Source organism: Alteromonas sp. ABV4_515, from assembly GCF_056160345.1.
In genome coordinates this window covers 114,354-134,640 of record NZ_JBSWWZ010000004.1, presented here as the reverse complement: position 1 = coordinate 134,640, position 20,287 = coordinate 114,354, and the positions used below count along the sequence as shown (strand labels likewise).

Annotated in this window: 17 protein-coding genes; 9 read left to right on the top strand and 8 right to left on the bottom strand. The window is 49.4% G+C overall.

All coding sequences use genetic code 11. From position 1 onward, the window contains the following. Positions 1-105: 105 nt before the first annotated feature. From ACXAGX_RS10845 to ACXAGX_RS10825, 5 genes are all read left to right on the top strand, one after another. Entirely contained in the window at positions 106-1,248 is a 1,143-nt protein-coding gene (locus ACXAGX_RS10845; RefSeq protein ID WP_474838274.1) for an efflux RND transporter periplasmic adaptor subunit, read from the top strand. Positions 1,249-1,280: 32 nt separating this feature from the next. Continuing rightward, positions 1,281-4,394, top strand: coding sequence for an efflux RND transporter permease subunit (locus tag ACXAGX_RS10840; RefSeq protein ID WP_474838272.1), 3,114 nt, complete (start codon positions 1,281-1,283; stop codon positions 4,392-4,394). Positions 4,395-4,566: 172 nt separating this feature from the next. After that, on the top strand, positions 4,567-6,408 hold the full coding sequence (locus tag ACXAGX_RS10835; RefSeq protein ID WP_070125860.1) for a GNAT family N-acetyltransferase: 1,842 nt from the start codon (positions 4,567-4,569) through the stop codon (positions 6,406-6,408). After that, positions 6,405-7,346: a histone deacetylase family protein gene (locus ACXAGX_RS10830; protein ID WP_474838270.1), complete on the top strand. Its 942-nt coding sequence runs from the start codon at positions 6,405-6,407 to the stop codon at positions 7,344-7,346. Before ACXAGX_RS10835 ends, ACXAGX_RS10830 begins: the two co-directional genes overlap by 4 nt. Next, a complete protein-coding gene (locus tag ACXAGX_RS10825) occupies positions 7,343-7,477 on the top strand; it encodes a hypothetical protein (protein WP_474824839.1) in 135 nt (44 codons plus the stop codon). The genes ACXAGX_RS10830 and ACXAGX_RS10825 overlap by 4 nt, the downstream gene beginning before the upstream one ends. Here the strand turns inward: ACXAGX_RS10825 and ACXAGX_RS10820 are convergent. From ACXAGX_RS10820 to ACXAGX_RS10810, 3 genes are all read right to left on the bottom strand, one after another. Beyond that, positions 7,453-7,992, bottom strand: coding sequence for a DUF6436 domain-containing protein (locus ACXAGX_RS10820; protein ID WP_474838268.1), 540 nt, complete (start codon positions 7,990-7,992; stop codon positions 7,453-7,455). The two genes, ACXAGX_RS10825 and ACXAGX_RS10820, sit on opposite strands and share 25 nt — an antisense overlap. Further along, positions 7,989-9,467: a methyl-accepting chemotaxis protein gene (locus ACXAGX_RS10815; RefSeq protein WP_474838266.1), complete on the bottom strand. Its 1,479-nt coding sequence runs from the start codon at positions 9,465-9,467 to the stop codon at positions 7,989-7,991. The genes ACXAGX_RS10820 and ACXAGX_RS10815 overlap by 4 nt, the downstream gene beginning before the upstream one ends. Positions 9,468-9,624: 157 nt before the next feature. Next, complete coding sequence (locus ACXAGX_RS10810) at positions 9,625-10,590, bottom strand: zinc transporter ZntB (protein ID WP_474838264.1); 966 nt, start codon at positions 10,588-10,590, stop codon at positions 9,625-9,627. Between the two features lie 112 nt (positions 10,591-10,702). On the opposite strand from ACXAGX_RS10810, the gene ACXAGX_RS10805 reads away from it, so the two are divergent. Together ACXAGX_RS10805 and ACXAGX_RS10800 are read left to right on the top strand one after the other, a co-directional pair. Further along, positions 10,703-11,221: a hypothetical protein gene (locus tag ACXAGX_RS10805; protein WP_474838263.1), complete on the top strand. Its 519-nt coding sequence runs from the start codon at positions 10,703-10,705 to the stop codon at positions 11,219-11,221. An 8-nt stretch (positions 11,222-11,229) separates the two neighbouring features. Continuing rightward, entirely contained in the window at positions 11,230-12,108 is an 879-nt protein-coding gene (locus ACXAGX_RS10800; RefSeq protein WP_474824844.1) for an ATP-grasp domain-containing protein, read from the top strand. Positions 12,109-12,185: 77 nt separating this feature from the next. Here the strand turns inward: ACXAGX_RS10800 and ACXAGX_RS10795 are convergent, their stop codons facing one another. From ACXAGX_RS10795 to ACXAGX_RS10780, 4 genes are all read right to left on the bottom strand, one after another. After that, entirely contained in the window at positions 12,186-13,460 is a 1,275-nt protein-coding gene (locus ACXAGX_RS10795; RefSeq protein ID WP_474838261.1) for a DUF3300 domain-containing protein, read from the bottom strand. 118 nt (positions 13,461-13,578) lie between these two features. Further along, positions 13,579-14,193: a GTP cyclohydrolase II gene (ribA, locus tag ACXAGX_RS10790; protein WP_474824846.1), complete on the bottom strand. Its 615-nt coding sequence runs from the start codon at positions 14,191-14,193 to the stop codon at positions 13,579-13,581. A 142-nt stretch (positions 14,194-14,335) separates the two neighbouring features. Then, on the bottom strand, positions 14,336-14,644 hold the full coding sequence (locus ACXAGX_RS10785; RefSeq protein WP_474838259.1) for a DUF3630 family protein: 309 nt from the start codon (positions 14,642-14,644) through the stop codon (positions 14,336-14,338). Next, the gene (locus ACXAGX_RS10780) at positions 14,632-16,056 is read right to left on the bottom strand and encodes a protein adenylyltransferase SelO (protein ID WP_474838258.1); all 1,425 of its coding nucleotides are present in this window, start codon (positions 16,054-16,056) and stop codon (positions 14,632-14,634) included. Before ACXAGX_RS10780 ends, ACXAGX_RS10785 begins: the two co-directional genes overlap by 13 nt. 207 nt (positions 16,057-16,263) lie before the next feature. Here ACXAGX_RS10780 and ACXAGX_RS10775 point away from each other — a divergent pair, with 207 nt between their 5' ends. Next, positions 16,264-16,926: a glutathione S-transferase family protein gene (locus tag ACXAGX_RS10775; RefSeq protein ID WP_474838257.1), complete on the top strand. Its 663-nt coding sequence runs from the start codon at positions 16,264-16,266 to the stop codon at positions 16,924-16,926. 24 nt (positions 16,927-16,950) lie between these two features. On the opposite strand, the gene recQ is transcribed toward ACXAGX_RS10775, so the two are convergent. Beyond that, positions 16,951-18,795, bottom strand: coding sequence for a DNA helicase RecQ (gene recQ / locus ACXAGX_RS10770; RefSeq protein WP_474838256.1), 1,845 nt, complete (start codon positions 18,793-18,795; stop codon positions 16,951-16,953). A 125-nt stretch (positions 18,796-18,920) separates the two neighbouring features. On the opposite strand from recQ, the gene ACXAGX_RS10765 reads away from it, so the two are divergent. Continuing rightward, a complete protein-coding gene (locus tag ACXAGX_RS10765; protein WP_070125848.1) occupies positions 18,921-20,258 on the top strand; it encodes a magnesium transporter in 1,338 nt (445 codons plus the stop codon). Positions 20,259-20,287 lie beyond the last annotated feature (29 nt).

Below are 20,287 nucleotides of genomic sequence, written 5' to 3'. Positions count from 1 at the left end.
CTCCGCGAGATTGACAACATACATACAAGAACGTATCTTTAAGAAAGTAAACTTTTATTGCACAATTGTCCAGCCTTTCAGGCTGAATCAGGAAGACTCACTGTTATGAAAAAACTTTTGTTATCTACCGTCACGGCTATCGCTCTGGCTATTGTCGGTGGCTGTTCGGATCAGGGTGAACAACAGGCTGCACAGGCGGGTGCAGGTCAGCAACCGGCACCCACAGTTTCAGTAGTCACTGTGCAAAATCAGCCTGTTGAACATCTGGTCACGCTTCCTGGTCGTGTTAGCCCTATGCAGCAATCGCAAGTACGTCCGCAGGTTGAAGGTGTACTTACCGAGCGCCTGTTTGAGGAAGGGGCACTGGTAGAAAAAGGTCAGCAGCTTTATCAAATTGATGACGCCCGCTATGCCGCTCAATTGGCCAGCGCCAAAGCTGACCTCAAAAGTGCAGAAGCCAACCTGAAAACGTTAGAAGCGCGCTCTAATCGTTATAAAGATCTACTTACCCGAAACGCAGTAAGTCAGCAGGAATATGATGATGCGCTGGCACAAGCACAGCAAGCCGAAGCACAGATTAGCGTGGCCCAGGCAGCGGTAGATTTGGCTCAAGTTGATCTCGATTTTACCAAGGTTTATGCGCCAATCAGTGGTCAGATTAGCCGCAGTTATGTCACCGTTGGTTCACTGGTTACCGCCAGTCAAACCCAGCAACTGGCAACGATTACCCAGTTAGATCCGGTGTTTGTCGATATGCAACAAAGCGGTAAGGGCGTACTTACACTACGCAGAGCCATGCAGCAAAACGGCTCGCTTCCGGTAAAACTTATCCTTGATGAAATCACTGGCGAATCTTACGAACACGACGGCACACTCAAGTTCTCTGAGGTGACGGTAGATGAAACTACTGGTGCGGTAGCCCTTCGTGCTGAATTCCCTAACCCAGATTCTCTGTTAATGCCTGGCTTATTTGTTAAGGCCACGGTAATGCTGGGTAATTCTAATGAATTGCTGGTTCCTCAGCGTGCTACTACCCGTCAGCCAGATGGTTCGATTGGTATTATGACGGTAAATGGCGAAAGCAAAGTTGTGCCCAAAACGATTGTTGTGGGTGATACCTACAAAGATCAATACATCGTGAAGTCTGGTCTCAATAGCGGTGAAAAAGTCATCGTAACCGGATACCAGAAAGTGCAGCCCGACATGCAGGTAAATGCAAAACCCTGGCAGTCACAGAACAATCAGTAATCGCGATTAATTAAGGCAGGAACACATTTTTTATGGCACGTTTTTTTATTGATCGTCCTGTATTTGCCTGGGTATTAGCCATCATCACAATGATGGCTGGTCTCCTGTCTATACAAGGGCTCCCCATTGAACAGTATCCTAAGGTAGCGCCGCCTACGGTAAGCATTACGGCGCAATATCCGGGGGCATCCGCTGAAACCATTGAGAACACCGTAACCCAGATCATTGAACAAAATCTGACGGGTATCGATAACCTTCGTTACTTCACTGCCAGCAGTGAAAACACGCGGATGACTATTACGCTAACCTTTGAGCCGGGTACAGACCCAGACACGGCGCAGGTTCAAACGCAAAACAAGGTGCAAAGCGCCATGTCGTTGTTACCGAATCCGGTGCAGCAGCAAGGTGTTGTCGTGAATAAATCTAACGACGCGTTTGCTGTGGTAGTTGGCTTCTATTCTAAAGACGGAAACCTCTCTCAGTTTGATCTCAGCGACTTATTAGTGTCTGACTTCCAGGACCCGATTTCGCGGGTAAATGGTGTGGGTAATGTTCGTGTATTTGGTGCGCAGCGCTCTATGCGGATTTGGCTGGACCCTGAAAAACTGTATAGCTACAACATGACCCCTGTTGACGTACAAAGCGCGGTTCAGACCCAGAATACCGATATCTCTGCGGGCCAGTTAGGCGGTATGCCAGCAGTAGAAGGTCAGCAAATTAACGCCACCATTACTGCGCAGTCTATCTTGCGTACCGTCGAGGATTTCGAAAACATCGTATTGCGTGTGAACACCGACGGTTCCCAGGTACGTGTTAAAGACGTTGCCCGGGTTGAGCTGGGTTCTGAGAACTACAGCTACATTGCCCGATATAACCGCCAGCCTGCCTCGGGTATGGCGGTATCATTGGCTACCGGCGCAAACGCATTGGAAACCATTGAAGCCGTAAAAGCAAAAGTGGCTGAAATGGCGCCAGATCTGCCTGAAGGCGTGGAAGTGGTTTATCCGGTAGACAGCTCGCCATTCATTAAACTTTCCATTGAGTCAGTGGTAAAAACACTGATTGAAGCCATCGTACTGGTATTCTTCGTGATGCTGCTGTTCCTGCAAAACTGGCGAGCGACGCTGGTTCCTACCATTGCAGTGCCTGTCGTACTGATGGGTACCTTCGCGGTGCTGTACGCGTTTGGTTTTACCATTAACGTGCTCACTATGTTTGCCATGGTTCTGGCCATTGGTCTGTTGGTTGATGATGCTATCGTTGTGGTAGAGAACGTTGAACGGATCATGGAAGAAGAAGGCTTGGACGCCAAAGAAGCGACCAAGAAATCTATGGGCCAGATCACCAGCGCACTGGTGGGTATTGCGGTAGTACTTTCCACGGTATTTATACCAATGGCATTCATGAGCGGCTCTGCAGGTTCTATTTATCGTCAGTTCTCTATTACTATTGTTGCGGCAATGGGCTTCTCTGTACTGGTTGCGATTATCTTGTCGCCAGTACTGTGTATGTCGCTGCTGCGCAAAAAGGATGTACTGAACAAGAAAGAGTCCGGCTTCTTCGGTTGGTTTAACCGCAATTTCAACAAAGGCCGCGACGGTTACGAACGTGCTGCTACTGGCATGGCTGGAAAAATCAAACGCTTCCTGCTGATTTACGTTGTGCTGGTGGGTGGTATGGGATTCATTTTCACCCAACTACCAGGTTCATTCCTGCCAGATGAAGATCAGGGCCGGGTAATGGTATTGGTGAATGCGCCACCGGGTTCAACGGCTGGCCGTACACTGGAATCGATGAAGACCGTTGAAGACTTCTTCCTCGACCAGAAAGGTGACATGGTTAAAGACATGTTTACCATCGTAGGCTTTAGTTTCACGGGTGCCGCTCAGAACTCCGGTATGGCGTTTGCGCACTTAGTCGATTGGGAGAAGCGCGATGAATCACAAAGTGCTTTCGCTATTATCAATGAAGCATTTGGGGCTTTATCGCAAATTCAGGATGCCAGTGCATTCCCCATTCTGCCACCGCCCATTCGTGAACTGGGTAACGCGACCGGTTTCGACTTCCAGTTAGTCGATCGTGGTGCGAATGGTCACGAAGCATTAATGAATGCCCGTAACCAGTTCCTGGGCATGGCCGCACAGAATCCCAAACTGACTGGTGTTCGCCCGAACGGTTTGAGCGATGTACCTGAGTTTAAGATTAATATCGATAGTGAAAAAGCGTCGGCTTTAGGTGTCTCGTTAAGTGATATCAACAATACACTCAGCATTGCCTGGGGTTCAGCTTACGTAAATGACTTTATCGATAACGGCCGAATCAAGCGTGTTTATATGCAAGCGGATGCGCCATACCGAATGGACCCAGAAGATCTGGAAAAATGGTTCGTGCGCAACGGCGACGGTGACATGGTCGCGTTCAGTGCGTTCTCGTCAGTCGAGTGGAACTATGGTTCGCCTAAACTGGAACGTTTCAACGGTGTTTCATCGGTAAATATTCAGGGTAGCCCGTCTCCCGGAATCTCTTCTGGTGAAGCTATGGCTGAAGCGCAGAAACTGGTGAAGCAGTTGCCGCCAGGCTTCGCACTGGAATGGTCTGGTTTGTCATATGAAGAGCAGGAAGCTGGTTCTCAGGCACCTATGCTGTACGCGATGTCTATTCTGGTCGTATTCCTGTGTCTTGCAGCATTGTATGAGAGCTGGTCGGTACCGTTTGCGGTACTGATGGTGGTACCTCTGGGTATTCTCGGTTCTGTGGTCGCCGCTTTCATCTTCGGCTTACCCAACGACGTATACCTGCAGGTTGCTTTCCTGACCACGGTGGGTCTGGCTGCGAAGAACGCCATTCTTATTGTTGAGTTTGCGAAAGAGCAGTACGACGAAGGCATGGATTTGATTAAAGCTGTTTCGCTAGCCGCATCACAGCGTTTCCGCCCCATTTTGATGACCTCAATGGCCTTCATTCTGGGTGTGACGCCACTGGCAATTTCCAGCGGTGCGGGTGCAGAAAGTCAGAACGCCATTGGTATTGCAGTAATGGGTGGTATGTTTGCCGCCACCTTCCTGGCAATCTTCTTTGTGCCTATGTTCTATGTGATGGTGGTGAAGTACTTCGGTGCCAAGCGTCAACCTCACGAGGAAAGCTAGCTCTGGCTAGAAACGCAAAATCATAATTTATCGTATCACCCCGCATTTCGCGGGGTGATTTTTTTCTGTTCGGCTATTTCTGTTAAATGTTAATCGCGATCAACACCTTTAGGGCAGAATGTGGCAAGATGCCGCTATTGGCTGTACAACGTTATGATGCGAGGAACGCAAAATGGCTGTGGCTTTACCTCCTAAACCAGTCTGGAATCAGTTAATTAAATCAGGTTGTCGTGTATTCGTCGGTGGCAACGCGTCGGTGCCTTATGCACTCATCCAAGACCTGATCGATCACAGCACAGGTTTCAGCGATATTGAAATGGTCCATATGCTGGCACTGGGCGATACCCGCTGGGCCAGTGAAAAGCACCGGCAGCTGTTTAAAGTGAACACCTTTTTCATCGGCGGCGAAGAAGTTCGCCGGGCGGTAGATGAAGGCCGGGCAGACTATACCCCTTGTTTCCTGTCTGAAATGTCGGGCCTATTCAGTGACGGCACCTTGCCGTTAGATGCAGCGCTGGTGAATGTCAGTCCGCCAGATGAATATGGTTATTGTTCGCTGGGCGCGTCGGTAGATATCTGTATGTCGGCAGTGCGTAACGCCGATGTGGTGATCGCGCAGATTAATGACATGGTGCCACGTACCTCCGGGCATTCTTATATTCATATCAGTGAAATTACCGCTTGTATCCAAAGCGATCAGGAATTGGTAGAAGTGGCGCCGCCCCCCATCGACAGCATTACAGAGCGGATTGGCCAGTATGTGGCCATGCTGGTGGAAGATGGCTCAACCTTGCAGTTCGGTATTGGTAAAATCCCCAGTGCGACGCTAAAGTATTTGCTGCATCATAAAGATTTGGGTATTCACAGTGAAATGCTCACCGACAGCATTATTGAAGTTATCGAATCTGGCGCGATCACCAACCGTAAGAAAACCTTCCACCCGGGTAAGCTTGTCACCAGTTTTGCGATTGGTACCCGTCGTCTGTATGACTATATTGATAAAAACCCCCACATTGAGTTTTATCCCAGCAGTTACGTGAACAAGCCAACGAACATCGCTAAGAACGATACCATGGTAGCGATCAACAGTGCGTTGGAAGTCGACTTAACCGGCCAGGTTGTGGCGGATTCATTGGGGCATGACTTTTATAGTGGTATTGGCGGTCAGGTGGATTTTGTCAGTGGCGCGTCGATGAGCAAAGGCGGGAAAGCGATTATTGCTTTACCCTCAACTGCCAAGGGCGAAACGGTATCTCGCATCAAGCCTTGTATTTCAGAAGGGGCGGGCGTAGTGACCAGTCGCGGAAATGTGCAATACGTGGTTACCGAGTACGGTGTGGCGGCGCTGCGAGGCAAGAGTATTCGCGAGCGAGCACTGGAACTTATTCGTGTTGCCCATCCAAAATTTCGCGGCCAGTTGCTCGAAGAAGTTCGCAAGAACTATTGGGTGCCTCATTATCAGGAAAAGTACCCCACCGATATCGCAGAGCTAGGCGCAATTCAGCTGCAAAAGCTGGTGATTCAGGGAGATACCTATTATTTGCGACCGCTCAACCCGGCCGATGAACGTCGGTTACAAGAGTTTTTCTATTCTCATACGAAAGAAACCCTGCGCTTGCGTTACAACTACGATCCGAAGCAAATGTCTCGGGAGAAGTCGTGTAATTTGGTGAGTGTTGATCAGCGCACAGATGCGGCGCTGTGTATCGTTCGTCAGGAAGGTTCGCGGATAATGATTCATGCGGTAGGGCGTTTTTATTTTAATCCGGCAGATAACTCCTGTGAGGCGGCCTTTGTCACACGGGAAAATCAGCAGGGTAAAGGCATGGCGAAGCTACTGCTGTCACGTCTTATCGATATAGCCCGCGCCCGCAAAATGCGCAGGATGCTAGCCTATGTGCGAGCCGAAAACAAAGCCATGATTGCGATATTTGAAAACGCCGGATTCAAGCGCTTGTTTTCCAGCGACCCAAGTGATGTGGAGCTTGAATTAAAGCTAGAGGAGGAAGCGTGACAGTAAGGATATTTCGCGGCAAAGACTGCATTCATCATGATGTAGGGCATGACCATCCGGAATCGCCAGACCGCCTGTACGCTATCGATGATCAGTTATTGTCATCGGGATTAGAAATGACCTGTGAACATGCCGATGTGAAACCCTGTAAACGGGAATACTTGGCCTTAGCTCACGATCCGTACTATGTCGACAGTGTATTTGAACGCGCCCCGAAAACCGGCGTGGTGTGGGTAGAAGACGACACCGGTATGACCCCAATTACCTTGAGTGCAGCGTTGTACTCTGCGGGTGCGGGCGTCGACGCGGTAGATTGGGTTATGGCGGGGGACGACCGACAGGCATTCTGTGCAGTGCGTCCGCCGGGTCACCATGCCGAGTATGCGTCAGCACAAGGGTTTTGTTTCTTTAATAATGTTGTTGTAGCAGCACGCTATGCCTTGCACCATCACGGTTTAAACCGGGTGGCGATTGTGGATTTCGATGTGCACCACGGCAATGGGACGGAAAACATCATTGCGGGCGACGAAAGCATCATGATGTTCTCGTCGTTTCAACATCCGTTTTATCCCCACAGCGGTTCGCCAGTATCAGCCAGTAATATTCAGGGCGTGCCACTGGATGCGGGTTGTACCGGTGAGGTTTTTCGCGAAAAGGTAAATTACTGGTTTGATGCACTACGAAATTACAAACCAGAGTTGATCCTGATTTCTGCTGGCTTCGACGCCCACGCTGAAGATCCCATGGCCCACCTGCGATTACGGGAAGATGACTACAAGTGGATTTCAGCAGAACTACGAAAAGTAGCAGATGAGGTGTGTCATGGTCGCATAGTCAGTACGTTGGAAGGCGGCTACAACCAAAGCGCGCTGGCCCGTTCTGTCGTTGCTCACATAAAAGGCCTGCAAGGCGACACCCTGGAACGCGGCGGGGCATGAGCCGTATATCTCTGGCTGACTCCCTTGCGCCAGAGAAAACGCCTGAGTGGGCTCACGCCGTGTTTGCGATTGAATATGCGTCTCCCCGCTCAGCCAGAACGCCGCCTCACGCATCCGACGTGGGGCAGTAACAGCCTTCACCATCGGCGTTAATCATTGCGCCCTGATAGTTATCTTGTTTTACCCAATTGGCAATAGTAGCCACCAAATCATCACCGGTATAACACCCAAGTCCTGTGGCGTAAGCACCGAGATAGCGAAGCTGATTTTCTGCGTCGAGCACCGCAAGGGCAGGGAAGGATGGCACGATATTGACCAGCGATGGATGATCTGACAAATTCACTATGCTCATTGAGTAGCCCTGTTCTTTAAGCAATTCCGATAAATCATACTGATGTTGGCGGCTCAGCGAATTGCAGAAACAAGGGCTATCGGTTTGTAAATGGACTAAGGTACCCGGACGAATGCCGGCTTCGTTTAAGTAGGCTGCAAAACGGGTATCAAAGTCGCGCTCAGAAGATGCAGCAGTCAATGATAGCTGTGGATCGAACTCAGATGTTTGATTGCCGCCGTAAATCCAGAGTCCTGTCGTAACAGAGCAAAGCCAGACGGCAACCACTAGCCATCCGGCTTTCTTTTTCATCATACGGTGAACTTCATCACAGCTTGCTGCATGTTTTTGCAAAGATTGGTTAATTGCACCACTTGCTGCTCAAGACGGGCGGCAGTTGACGCTTCGTCTTGGGAGAGCTCGTGCATTTTTGCCGTGCTCGCCGCAATAGATTGTGATGCAGCTTCCTGCTCGACTGCGGAGCTAGCAATTTCAGCCATATTGTCAGACGCTGCGGTGATCTGAGATTCAATCTCGGTCATCGCTGCGCTGGCAGAAGATGAGTTATCTACGGCATTATCCACCAGCGTAATACAGCTTTGCATTTGCTCTACAGAGCTTGCTGTACTTACTACCAGTTTCTCAGTAATCGTGGTAATCTCGTCGGCGCTTTCTTTTGAGCGAATTGCCAACGTACGTACCTCATCTGCCACCACCGCAAAACCTCTGCCGTGCTCACCTGCACGGGCAGATTCAATAGCCGCATTCAGTGCAAGTAGATTAGTCTGCTCTGCCACGGCAGTGATAGAACGCATTGCGTCGGAAATATTTGCACAACGTTCATTAAGTTCAGCGTTGGTTTGCGCCGCTTTGGTTAACATGCTTTTCAAAGAGGCAATTGAACCCGCCGTTGCATCGATAGCCGCTTTGGACTCGCTGGTGAGTGAGGACGCTTGGCTTGTTTTATCGTTGGCAAGCTGGGTTCTTTGGGAAGTAAGCTGCATCGATGCCGCGATTTCTTCTGAAGCAGAAGATACGCTACTTACTTCGTTAGCTGCCTGCGCACTGGTGTTACTCAACTCAGAAGTGGCTCCCTGAATTTGCTGGCTGGCGGAAGCAACTTCGTTAGTCAGTCTATTAGCATCAACGGCAAGAGATTTCATTTGCGATAATAAGTCTGCAAATTGTTTGGTGCCTTCGCTCTGCGCTACTTCAACGGTGAGGTCGATGCGACCCTGTTGTGCCAACACTTTATCAACGGTATTGCTTAAAGCAAATGCGTTCATACCCTCATCATAAGAGCGCTTAGCCACAAACATTAATGCTGCGCACTCTGACACAGCGAACAAGGCATGCATGATAAGAATAGGAAAGCTGAGATGGCCGTCTTCGAAGATAGTCACTCCAATGCCCTGAGATTGAAGAAAAAAGAAGCCAACGTGATGGACGGCCACCACAGCAGTAGAAACGCCAATGACGATCCAATCGCGAAATACCACCAGCATGGCCAGTAATGCGAATATCTCGAAGTGCCATTCAATCAGCCCATAGGCCTGATTAATGTGCAGTGCAGTCATTAACTGTACGGCGATGCCGATACAAATACGACTCAACGCGGAATCGGGTTGAGTAAAACTAAGAATCAGCGGCAATGCAACGGTAGGTACGCCAATGATAAAAGCCGGAAGTAGCTCACCAGTATAAAAACCAATTGCGATTGCCAGGACAAGCTGTACAGGTAGAACAAGACGGAATAATTTTTGACCGTCCTGAATCCAAGGAAATTGCATACTGAACCCTCTAGGTGACAAGGCTACATTGAGTATAGGTCAACTTTCGTTTTTCTGAACTCAACCCTTAATTTAGAGAAGTATAGATATGAAATTAATTTAACGGTATGACACTTTTGTCTAAAAAGCGCTCTATGTCACAAATGTCACGAAAACATCATAGCCACTTTTTCCAGAGCATAGCGACAAGCATGATAATAGTTAGAAAAAGCATGCCTGCTATTAGAATGGCAAAGGCTTGGGGAGAGTCGGTACCTGGTAATCCTCCCACATTCATGCCAAATAATCCGGTTAAAAACGACAGCGGCAGGAAAATCGCCGTTACCATAGAGAGCACGTACATGCGCATACCTTGTTGATCGGCAATGCGGTTACGAAGCTCGTCTTGCAACAGAACCGCCCGCTCCCGCGCGAGATCTAAATCTTCGACATAGCGGGTAATGCGGTCAGACTGTTCTCCTAAAAAGAATACCTGGCCTTCATTTAAAAAACTGTTGAAACGTAGTAAAGCGTCGAGGGCATCCCGCTGCGGGGCGAGAAAGCGACGGATTGCGGCGGACTGCCTGCGGAGATTAGAGAGTACCTTTCGGTCGGCCTTATCTAATTGATAATCTTCTTCGAAATCGAGTAGCGCATCGTTAATTTCTTCCAGTGTTTCGTGAATGACATCGGCAAGACGCAACACCAAATCGAGTAGAAGCGCCTTTGGTGATTCTGGCGGAGCGCCAGAGGTGACATCGTCCTGTAACGCCAATACTGACATCAATTGACGGCCTTTACGTCTGGCTGTGATGATAAGGTTATTGGTGCACCAAATCCTCAGCGAAACCATGTCTTCCGGATCGGCTTCCGGGTTTTTGTTTATTCCGCGAAGAAACACCAATACGCCATCGTCCATCTGCATTGCCCGCGGGCGAGTGACTTGCGCGCACAATGCGTCAGACACGCTGCATGCAATTGAGAGTGATTGCAGCAGTTGCTCTGAGTCTTCGGCATCACTTTGCATATGAATCCAGATATATTCCCCTGCCTCGCAATGGTAATTCAATTCCTGTTGCGTAAGTGAACGGGCCTTACCGGTCTGATTTATGACATAGGCAGAGAGAAAGGCGTTATCGGGCATCGTGTTCAGGCTCCTTGCATGACTGGTCAAGTTGATTGGCTTCGGGAATTCCGTGCCTGTTACTGAGACTATGATACAGTACGCCCATTCAGGCCACACCTATAGGGCTACTATGCGAAAATTCGTTCGATTTTTTATTCTGTTACCGCTGTTTACGTTGTTGCTGACTGCGCAAGCACACGCTTTTACGTTCAGGTTGTCTCAGAAAGATCTAAACCAGGTTGTGGGCATGACTTTCCCGCAGACCCAGTATTATGAAGGGATGAAGGTTGTTTTCAGCAATCCATATTTAACACTTTCGGCAAACAATAAGGTGGCTGTAGACGTGAATATTCACGGTTCCCGGGACGGTCAGCAAATGGAGGCCAAGGCGACGCTAAGTGGCCTGCTTCGTTATGATGGTACTAACGGCGAATTGCAGATAGAACGGCCAATGCTGAATGATTTTAAGGTGCTGAACAGTACGCTGCAAAATGACAAGGACATTGTACGTTGGGCTGAACAGCTGAAAGGGCAGTCGGCACCGATTATTCTGTTAGTGAACTTTAAAGATCTGAATCTTTCGATTTTAGGAAATCAGCTACCCAGTGATATACGCGTAGAGGCGGGTCAACTGGTTATCGTGTTTTAGGTATCAGCATGTCGAGAATTTGTTTTTTGTCTATGGATGTTGAAGACGCGGAAGCATTCTTTGTGTATGACGACATGCTGATCCCGGATTTCAATGCCTCAGGCTATGAAGTAGAAACGGTCTCCTGGCGCAGTACCACGGTGAACTGGAATGATTTTGACCATGTGATTGTGCGCAGTCCATGGGACTATCAGCAGGCGCCCGAGGCTTTTATTGCTTGCCTCGAAGCCATCGATGCATCGTCAGCAACGCTGCATAATCCGCTTTCATTGATGAAATGGAATATTGAGAAAACGTATCTCAGAGAGCTGGCTGAGAACGATGTTCCCATTGTGCCGACAGTGTGGGCTGATACGTATTCAGCAACCTGGTTTGAAGCACAATTTGCGGCTTTGGGGTGTGATGAAGTAGTGATCAAGCCAGCGCTAAGTGCCAATTCCGATGACACGTTCAGGGTTCCTCAATCGCAGGCCGGTGAGTTTCACGGGAAGCTGAGTGCGTTGTTTAAAGATCGGCTGTTGATGGTGCAGCCTTTTCTGAACAGCGTGATTACTGAGGGTGAGTATTCACTTTTCTATTTTGGCGGCGAGTATAGCCACACGTTACTCAAACAACCTAAAGCCGGTGATTTCCGGGTACAGGAAGAGCACGGTGGGCGACTTTCTGCGTACACACCCACTGCAGATATGCTTACCGTTTGTGAGGCGGCATTAGGTGCAATGCCTACGGATTATCTTTACGCCAGGGTCGATTTGATTCGGGTTGATGGGCATTGGGCAATCATGGAGTTAGAGCTGATAGAGCCTTCGCTTTACTTCAATATTGACCCGACATCCCCTAATCGTTTTGTCGATGTATTTGTAACTCGCTTTGGCAAAGGGCACTAGCCAAACGTTACTTTTGTGTCGTATTAGAAGTATGAAAATATAAAGCAACGCGTCCTGCGTTGCTTTTTTATTCAACATCAGTCACGCATACGGCTTTCTTTTTCCCGCTTCACCGTATCACGCCGTTGCACATGTGAACGTTGCGGATAGCTGCGCACATTTTGATTCTGCGCTGACGGACGTTCTCGCTGCACGGTCGGTTTAGTCTGATAGCTATTTTTCACCACATCCTGCCGGGGCTTATAGGCTTCTCGCTTTTGTTCGGCGGTCCGGGCATATTCACGCTGGCTTTGTGTCGGCGTGGTAACGCGACGTTCCCGATTAATATTGCGGTTGTCATTTTTATCACTTGACGTACGAACGTAAGATTTCTTCTCAATATGGGTTTCACGTTGCGGTTTAGACGACAGGCCTCCTCGGGATGCTGCCGTATGGTGATTAGACACCGGAGAATAGTCCACCCGGCGTTTCACAGTGTGAGTTTGATTCACATAACGTGTGCCCGGCGTGCGAACAACATTGTCTGAGTAGCGTACCCGGCGGTGATTCGCGTTATGTTGCCATGGCTGATAATCTCGGCTGTAACTGCGCTTGATGTCGTTGCCATAATAGAATCGTTTCACTGGGCGATGGGTGACAACAACGTGGCGGTCGTGCCAGCTGATACCACCGAAATAAAAATGGGTGGAAAGACGTATGCTCGGGCTCCAGTAAAAGCCAGCAGTGAAGCGGTAGTGACTAGGCTGATGCCAGTAAACAGGCGCAACCGGGTGCCACCAGTTGCCATATACCACTCGCGTGTCATAGTAAGGCACATACACAATTTCTTTGCGCACAGGCGCGATAACAATAGTCTCTCTATCTCGCTCAATGCGCTGATATTCGTTATCACCCAGGGTACCTGCATTCAGCGCATGCTGGCGTAAAACTTGAACCCGCGCCAGCACCCGGCCCTGGCTAATCAGTACGTTATCGCCCAATGCCTGTAACCAATCTAAATCTCCGCTGAGGGTCCGCAGAATATCAGTAAACGGCACAATGGCTTTGACGCTTGGGTCCCAGTCGAAGTTTTCGATTTCCCGCTCCACGTCTTCCCCATCCAGGTGGCTATGCTGCTGACGCCAACGATCAGCGGCAATCACTTCGAGGGGATAAGTCGATGCAATCAGAATATGGGTCAGTATGGTGTCGGGATACAGGGCGATAGGCGCCAACAGACTGTCCAATTCAGCATCCGTATAGCTGTCAGCCTGGGACTGCGTGGCATAACTGTCTTGTTTGGCCATGGCAGGCAAAGATACCATCGCCCCCGTGGAGAGCGATAAAATCACTGCAAGGGTTAACCGTTTCATAAAAACTCCTGAATTCTGCGTAGGGTGCAGAATAGTGTGAAGATAGGAAACGTTATAACCGGCGGGAAATTAACCTAAGCTGAACCAACATCAAATGCTGCGTTCAGCTTCTGTGAAACTAGTCGAACAGGTGAGGGTCGAAAACGTGACCAAGTTTTTCGGTTTTGGTTTTCAGATAGTTTTTATTGTCTTTGGTCATGCCGTGGTCGATGGGCGTTCTGGACACAATTTCGATTCCAAGGTCGTCTAGCGCTTTCAGCTTTCGGGGGTTGTTGGTCATTAACTCAACCTTGCTTACTTTCAGCGTTTCCAGCATCAGCTTACAAATATCATAGCTGCGTAGATCAGCATCGAAACCAAGGTGTTCATTAGCTTCTACGGTGTCCATGCCGCTGTCTTGCAAATTATAAGCGCGGATTTTGTTGAGTAACCCAATGCCTCGGCCTTCCTGACGCAAATACAAAATAACGCCAAATCCGTGGTCAACCACATTCTGCATGGCTTTTTCAAGCTGATAACCGCAATCGCAACGGGTGCTGAAAAGCGCATCGCCGGTAAGGCACTCAGAATGAATACGTATCGGCACCACATCGCCCTCGTTCCACGTACCATAGGAAAGCGCCACGTGTTCCTGGCCACTGAGTTCCACAAAGCCATGGATGCGGAAATCGCCCATTCTGGTAGGAAGCTTGGCGGAGCTGATATATTCGTATTTTGGTTGCTTACTGGTCATTGCACTTCTATGCCTGCTTGATAATCCACGCTAATGTGGGGTCGGGCGGGCATTTTACAAGATTTTGAGTGTGATATTATAGCAATTCATCATGAATTATGTCGCCTTGTTCGTTCGATAAAGACGATTAATGCCAAATTGGCTATTTAGCGTGTAGCCACTGCCAGAGAAAATCTGCGGTATTGTTAATGCCCCCAGCCGATTCCAGCCAAATTGAATCGCACAACCATTCTATGCACAGCAGCATTCTTACGTCCTCTGCGATGATAACAACCTGCACGCGGTCGGCGCCCCATTCGGGCTCCTGAGCTTCAGCACCCAAGGCACTAACCAACTGTGAAATAAACAGATTGGTTCGTCCGGGTGTTTGGGGTAGTGGAAAGTCCAGCACAATGGTGTCATCTATTCGACGTGCGGACTGCCGGATTTGGTTTACGTCTAACTGCTGCACGACAACATGCCTCCTTGATTGGCTTCTGAGGGTTTGGCGTATTTATGGTTATCCCAGCATGTGTCGAAAGGCGACGTTACGGCCTGAAACAACGCTTCGCACTCGCTAAAATCGCCAGCCTCTGCGTGCTCAATGGCTTGTTGTAGCAAATGGGTGCGCGGCACAACCACAGGGTTCAAATTGAGCAGCGTGTTTTGGGATACTGAATGATCTCGATATTGTTGGTACTGATGCCACCAACTATCGAACTGCTGCCGGTCGATAAAGTTGTCGCGCAAGGTAGACGGGTTATCTGCATGGTTGGTAAGTGCTAACTTTCTAAATGACGACGTATAATCAGCACGCTCTTTTTCAATGAGTTCGAGCCACTGGTTCACTATATTCTGCGTTTCCGGTGCATCTGCAGGAAGGCCCATGCGTGCAGCCATTACATGCTGGAATTGGCTAATAAACGTTGTCTCGTATTTCATTAGTGCAGCGCGAATGCCATCAACTGAACAATAATCACTGAAACAGTGCGCCAATACATTCAGGTTCCATAAGCCAATGCTTGGCTGTTGGTCGAAGGCATAGCGGCCCTGATGGTCAGAATGATTAAACACCGCATTGCTCTTGAATGATTCCATAAACGCATAAGGACCATAATCGAAGGTAATGCCGTGAATTGACATATTATCGGTGTTCATGACGCCATGGATAAAGCCGTGATTTTGCCAAAGGGCGATGAGTCGAGCGGTACGAAGCACAATAGTGTTAAGTAGCGCCAAGTGCGGATTTTCTGCGTCTAAGCATTCAGGGAAATGGTTGGCTAGTGTGTACTGAAACAATGCGTCCAGTTTCTCTTTTTCACCGCTATGATAATAAAACTCGAAGTGTCCAAAGCGAATATGACTGGGGCTAGTTCGAATCATCATTGCGCCGGGTTCGGGCTGTTCACGAAACACAGTTTCATCGCTACTGAACAGACATAAACTTCGGGATGAGGCAATGCCAAGCGAATGCAGGGCTTCGCTGCCAAGGTATTCACGAATTGTAGAACGTAATACGGCGCGTCCATCAGCACCTCGTGAATAGGGCGTCTGGCCTGCCCCCTTGAGGTGAAGGTCAAAAGAATGTCCGTTCTTGTCTGTAGCTTCACCCAACAGTAACCCTCGTCCATCACCGAGATACGGGTTCCATTGTCCAAACTGATGGCCTCCGTATTTCTGTGCAACGGCGCCAGCGCTCAGCACTGAAGCTGGGCAGGACAATTGCTCGGTAATGTGATTTTGCTGCCACCAGGATTCTGGCAGTCCAAGGGAAGTCGCAAGTGCATGGTTTACTAATTGAAGACGCTGACCAGACAACACCTGCGGCGTAACGGGGGATGCCAGGGCCGACAGATTTTCTGCATAGCGATGAGTAAGCGGCATAATGACCACCAGATTGACAATCAGGTGGGCAGTGTAAGAAATCCGGCGTCAGTGTGCCAGTGTTCTCAGGTGATTGATAACTTTCATTTCGCCCCTCTGTATTCACATTCGTGTTGTTAATGAAATTTAATATTCACAACGCTAAACTGCCTGAGTAGACATTGCGTAACGATTACTACCAATTCTTACTTTGCAGGGAGTTTGCACGTGTTAACGATTCACCATTTAAATAACTCGCGTTCGCAGCGCATTTTGTGGCTGTTGGAAGAACTGGGTGTGGAGTATCACCTGGAAAAATATCAGCGTGATGCGAAAACCGGCCTTGCCCCTGCTGAAATGAAAGCCGTACATCCGCTGGGTCGTTCACCTGTGTTAACCACCGATACCACGACGCTCGCTGAATCTGGCGCCATTATCGAATTCATTGTCCGGCACTACGGGAAAGACAGCTTTGCAAAGCCGTCGAACGAGCAAAGTTTGCAACAGTATGATTTTTGGATGCACTTTTCAGAAGGGTCATTAATGCCTGCGAAGGTAGCATTAATGGTGTTTTCGAAAGCAGAAGAGAAAGTGCCGGGGCTTATTCGCCCTATGGTTCGCAAACTCTTAGGCGAAATTGCCAACGCCTACTATCGGCCTAACCTGAAGCAGAGTTTGAAGTACACCGAAAGCCATTTGCAGAACCATGCCTGGTTTGCCGGTAGCGAACCCACAGGGGCCGATGTGCAAATGATTTTCCCTTTGGAAGCCATGGTGGCTACAGGGAAGGCAGCTGATTACCCGGCCATTAAAGCTTATGTAGAAAAGGTGCATCAACGCCCGGCCTACCAACGTGCATTGGAGAAAGGTGGTAAGTACGACTATGCCTGATCACTGCTGCCGCTTTTCGGCGCTTTAATCATTTAGGGTGCTGTCGAGGTAATCTTTTATTAACTGCAGGAAAGCCTCGCCATAACGCTCAAGCTTTGTTTTACCCACTCCGCTAACATCCAGGAAATCGTTCACAGTGGTCGGTGTTTTTGCAGCCATGTCGGCCAGTGTCGCATCACTGAAGATAACGTAAGGCGGCACGCTGTGTTCTTCTGCCAGCGCTTTTCGAAGGTGTTTCAAGCGTTTGAAGAGGGCCTTATCGTAAATTGCTGGTGTTTTGCTCACCCGTGTATCAGGTTTAAAGCTCAAACGCGGCACAGCAAGCTCCAGTGCCACTTCGCCTTTCAATACCTGACGGGCATTTTCATTCAGTCTTAACATGGCTCCGGCGGTAAGGTCGACTCTCACCAGTCCTTTGTGAATAAGCTGGTTAATCATACTATGCCAGTAACCGTCGGGCTTTTCCTTTCCGATCCCATAGGTACTTAAATTTTGATGACCGGCTTCCATGATGCGCTTCAATGCTTTGCCACGAAGCACATCAATAAGGTATTGCGAGCCAGCCTGTTGTTCTAGACGTAAAATACACGACAGAATTTTTTGCCCAATCACCAGGCCATCTATGAGTTTGGGTGGGTCGATGCAAATATCGCAGTTACCGCAGGCGGTATCACTGTATTGAGAGAAATAGTTAAGTAATACCTGACGGCGGCAGGTTTGCGCTTCAGCGAACGCTTCCATAGAGGCAAATTTCTGTAACTCTACGTTTAACCTGTCAGTGGCTTCGCCTTGTTCAATCCACTGCCGAACCCGCGCGGCATCCTTTTCATCGTAAAGCAGCATCGCTTCAGACTCGAGGCCATCACGACCAGCGCGCCCCGTTTCCTGGTAGTAGTTTTCAATACTGCGGGGTACGTCGTGATGCACAACAAAGCGTACGTTAGATTTATTGATACCCATGCCGAACGCGACCGTGGCAATAACGACATCGACCTGATCGTTGAGGAAGCGGCGCTGCACATACTCTCGCTCATCGGCGTCCATTCCGGCGTGATAGGCTGCACAGCTGATGCCCTCTCTGTGTAAGCGGGCGTGTAAATCGTCTACCTTGGCACGGCTATTACAATAAATAATGCCACTGCCGTCTTGTTGTTTAACATAGTCACGTACTTGATCAAAGGCTTTGTATTTTGCCATTACCCGATAGCGAATATTCGGTCGATCGAAACTACCTTTATAAACGAAGGGCTCGTTGAGATTTAATTGCACCAGAATGTCCGCCTGGGTGGCGGCATCTGCGGTGGCGGTGAGGCCGATAACTGGAATATTTGGGAAGCGCAGTTTTAGTAAGCCCAGCGCGCGATAATCCTGGCGGAAATCGTGACCCCAGTGGGAAACACAGTGGGCTTCATCCACGGCAAACAGCGCAACGGTTTGGGCTTGCAGAAAAGACATGAGCCAAGGAGTGAGCAATTTTTCAGGCGATACGTATAAGAGCTGCAAGTTGCCACTGGTGATACGCGCAAGAACGGACTGCTGTTGTTCCTGGTCTTGCGTGGAGTTAATGTAAGCGGCGCTAACACCCACTTCCCGCAGCTGTTCAACTTGGTCTTGCATGAGTGAAATTAGTGGTGATACCACCACTGCCACCCCTTGCCTGACAAGCGCCGGAATTTGATAACACAGAGATTTTCCGCCACCTGTGGGCAACAGCACCAACGCATCCTGCCCGTTCGCTACGGCATCGATAACAGCTTGTTGGCCATCTCTGAATTTATCGTAGCCGAAAACTTTCGACAGTACCTCTAGGGGCGTCGACGGCAGTTCAGGCGTTATATTTTCGGCGGTTGGGGAGTCAGAAGTTGTCATCGGCGGTGATTTTACGTGTTTTCTCGCAAGTGTTCACGGCATTTGCGGTACAGTTTACTTTATGTTGTTGTGTTGCCGTGAAAAAAAGCTAACATCAGCAGCACAGAATGTTGGAGGAATGAAATATGGCCGAACCGTTACCGGATCTCATTGAGGAGTTGGTTTCTGACGCTCAGAACGAAGATCCCGCCGCCGTATTAACAACGCTTGCCAGCGAAGATGATGTCTCTATCGCTACGGTGCTGGAATCATTACCTGTAGAGCTGCGTATTTCTACCTGGGAAGGGCTACCGCGGGATCGTAAAATCGACGTGCTGGTTGAGATGCGTAGTGATCCCCGGGAAATTTTAATAGATGCGACACCGGATACAGAATGGGCGCTGATGTTTGCAGACATCGAGGCGGAGTCGCTGCTGGAGCTAATGGATTCGCTACCGTCGCGACTCATGGACCTGGCTTTCAAAGCCCTGGATGAACAGCAACAAGCCTTCTTTCGCGAAGCCACGCAGTTTACTGACAGCGAGATTGGTCACTGGATTTCCCACGAGCAATTGGCGCTGCCCATCAACGCTAAAGTACGAGACGCCTTGCGTCTGATTCGCCGGAATGTTCCCAGTCACTCTGACACGATTTTCCTGACTAACCGCTCTGGTCAGTTCTCTGCTGCGGTAAAGCTGACTAAGGTGTTCGGGGCGCCTGAGCACGTTCCGCTGGTAGAACTCACCATCGAGAATATGCCGGTGCTGAAGGTTACCGATGACACCACCGTTGCCTCGCTGCAGTTACAACGCTCGGGCTTCGCGTCGCTGCCTGTGGTAGACGACAACAATAAGCTTATGGGGCGCTTAGATGTGACCTCTGCCAGTGAATTGGTTAATGAGAATTACGAACGTCAAGTCATGGCGTCTGCAGGTATGGATGAAGACGAGGATTTGTTCTCGCCCGTTGCAAAAAGTGCCCGAAACCGCGCCCTGTGGCTAGGCATTAACTTGCTAACGGCATTTTTGGCTTCCTGGTTTATTGGCATGTTTGAGGGAACGTTGCAGCAAGTCGTTGCGCTGGCGGTACTGATGCCGGTGGTGGCTAGCATGGGCGGTATCGCCGGTAGCCAAACGCTTACACTGATTGTGCGGGGGCTAGCACTGGGCCAAGTAACCAAAGCTAACTTCCGGGCGCTAATGATGAAAGAGCTCAAAGTCGGCGGCCTTAATGGTGTTATTTGGGCGATTATTATCGGTATTGTTGCGTCGGTATGGTTCTCCAGCGCTGCCCTGGGTATTGTGATTTGCCTGGCTATTCTGGTGAACATTGTATCAGCGGCCCTTGCCGGGGTGTTTCTGCCGGTATTGCTGGACAAGCTGAAAATCGACCCCGCGCTTAGCGGCTCCGTCATCCTCACAACCGTGACAGACATCGTCGGCTTTGTCGCATTTCTCGGATTGGGAACGCTTTTTCTGCTGTAATCTGCCTGCTATCTCAAAGGACTTGCGTT

Coding starts and splice junctions, on each gene's coding strand:
- ACXAGX_RS10845 (WP_474838274.1), top strand. CDS start 106: ATGAAAAAACTTTTGTTATCTACCGTCACGGCTATCGCTCTGGCTATT.
- ACXAGX_RS10840 (WP_474838272.1), top strand. CDS start 1,281: ATGGCACGTTTTTTTATTGATCGTCCTGTATTTGCCTGGGTATTAGCC.
- ACXAGX_RS10835 (WP_070125860.1), top strand. CDS start 4,567: ATGGCTGTGGCTTTACCTCCTAAACCAGTCTGGAATCAGTTAATTAAA.
- ACXAGX_RS10825 (WP_474824839.1), top strand. CDS start 7,343: ATGAGCCGTATATCTCTGGCTGACTCCCTTGCGCCAGAGAAAACGCCT.
- ACXAGX_RS10820 (WP_474838268.1), bottom strand. CDS start 7,992: ATGATGAAAAAGAAAGCCGGATGGCTAGTGGTTGCCGTCTGGCTTTGC.
- ACXAGX_RS10815 (WP_474838266.1), bottom strand. CDS start 9,467: ATGCAATTTCCTTGGATTCAGGACGGTCAAAAATTATTCCGTCTTGTT.
- ACXAGX_RS10810 (WP_474838264.1), bottom strand. CDS start 10,590: ATGCCCGATAACGCCTTTCTCTCTGCCTATGTCATAAATCAGACCGGT.
- ACXAGX_RS10805 (WP_474838263.1), top strand. CDS start 10,703: ATGCGAAAATTCGTTCGATTTTTTATTCTGTTACCGCTGTTTACGTTG.
- ACXAGX_RS10800 (WP_474824844.1), top strand. CDS start 11,230: ATGTCGAGAATTTGTTTTTTGTCTATGGATGTTGAAGACGCGGAAGCA.
- ACXAGX_RS10795 (WP_474838261.1), bottom strand. CDS start 13,460: ATGAAACGGTTAACCCTTGCAGTGATTTTATCGCTCTCCACGGGGGCG.
- ribA (WP_474824846.1), bottom strand. CDS start 14,193: ATGACCAGTAAGCAACCAAAATACGAATATATCAGCTCCGCCAAGCTT.
- ACXAGX_RS10780 (WP_474838258.1), bottom strand. CDS start 16,056: ATGCCGCTTACTCATCGCTATGCAGAAAATCTGTCGGCCCTGGCATCC.
- recQ (WP_474838256.1), bottom strand. CDS start 18,795: ATGACAACTTCTGACTCCCCAACCGCCGAAAATATAACGCCTGAACTG.
- ACXAGX_RS10765 (WP_070125848.1), top strand. CDS start 18,921: ATGGCCGAACCGTTACCGGATCTCATTGAGGAGTTGGTTTCTGACGCT.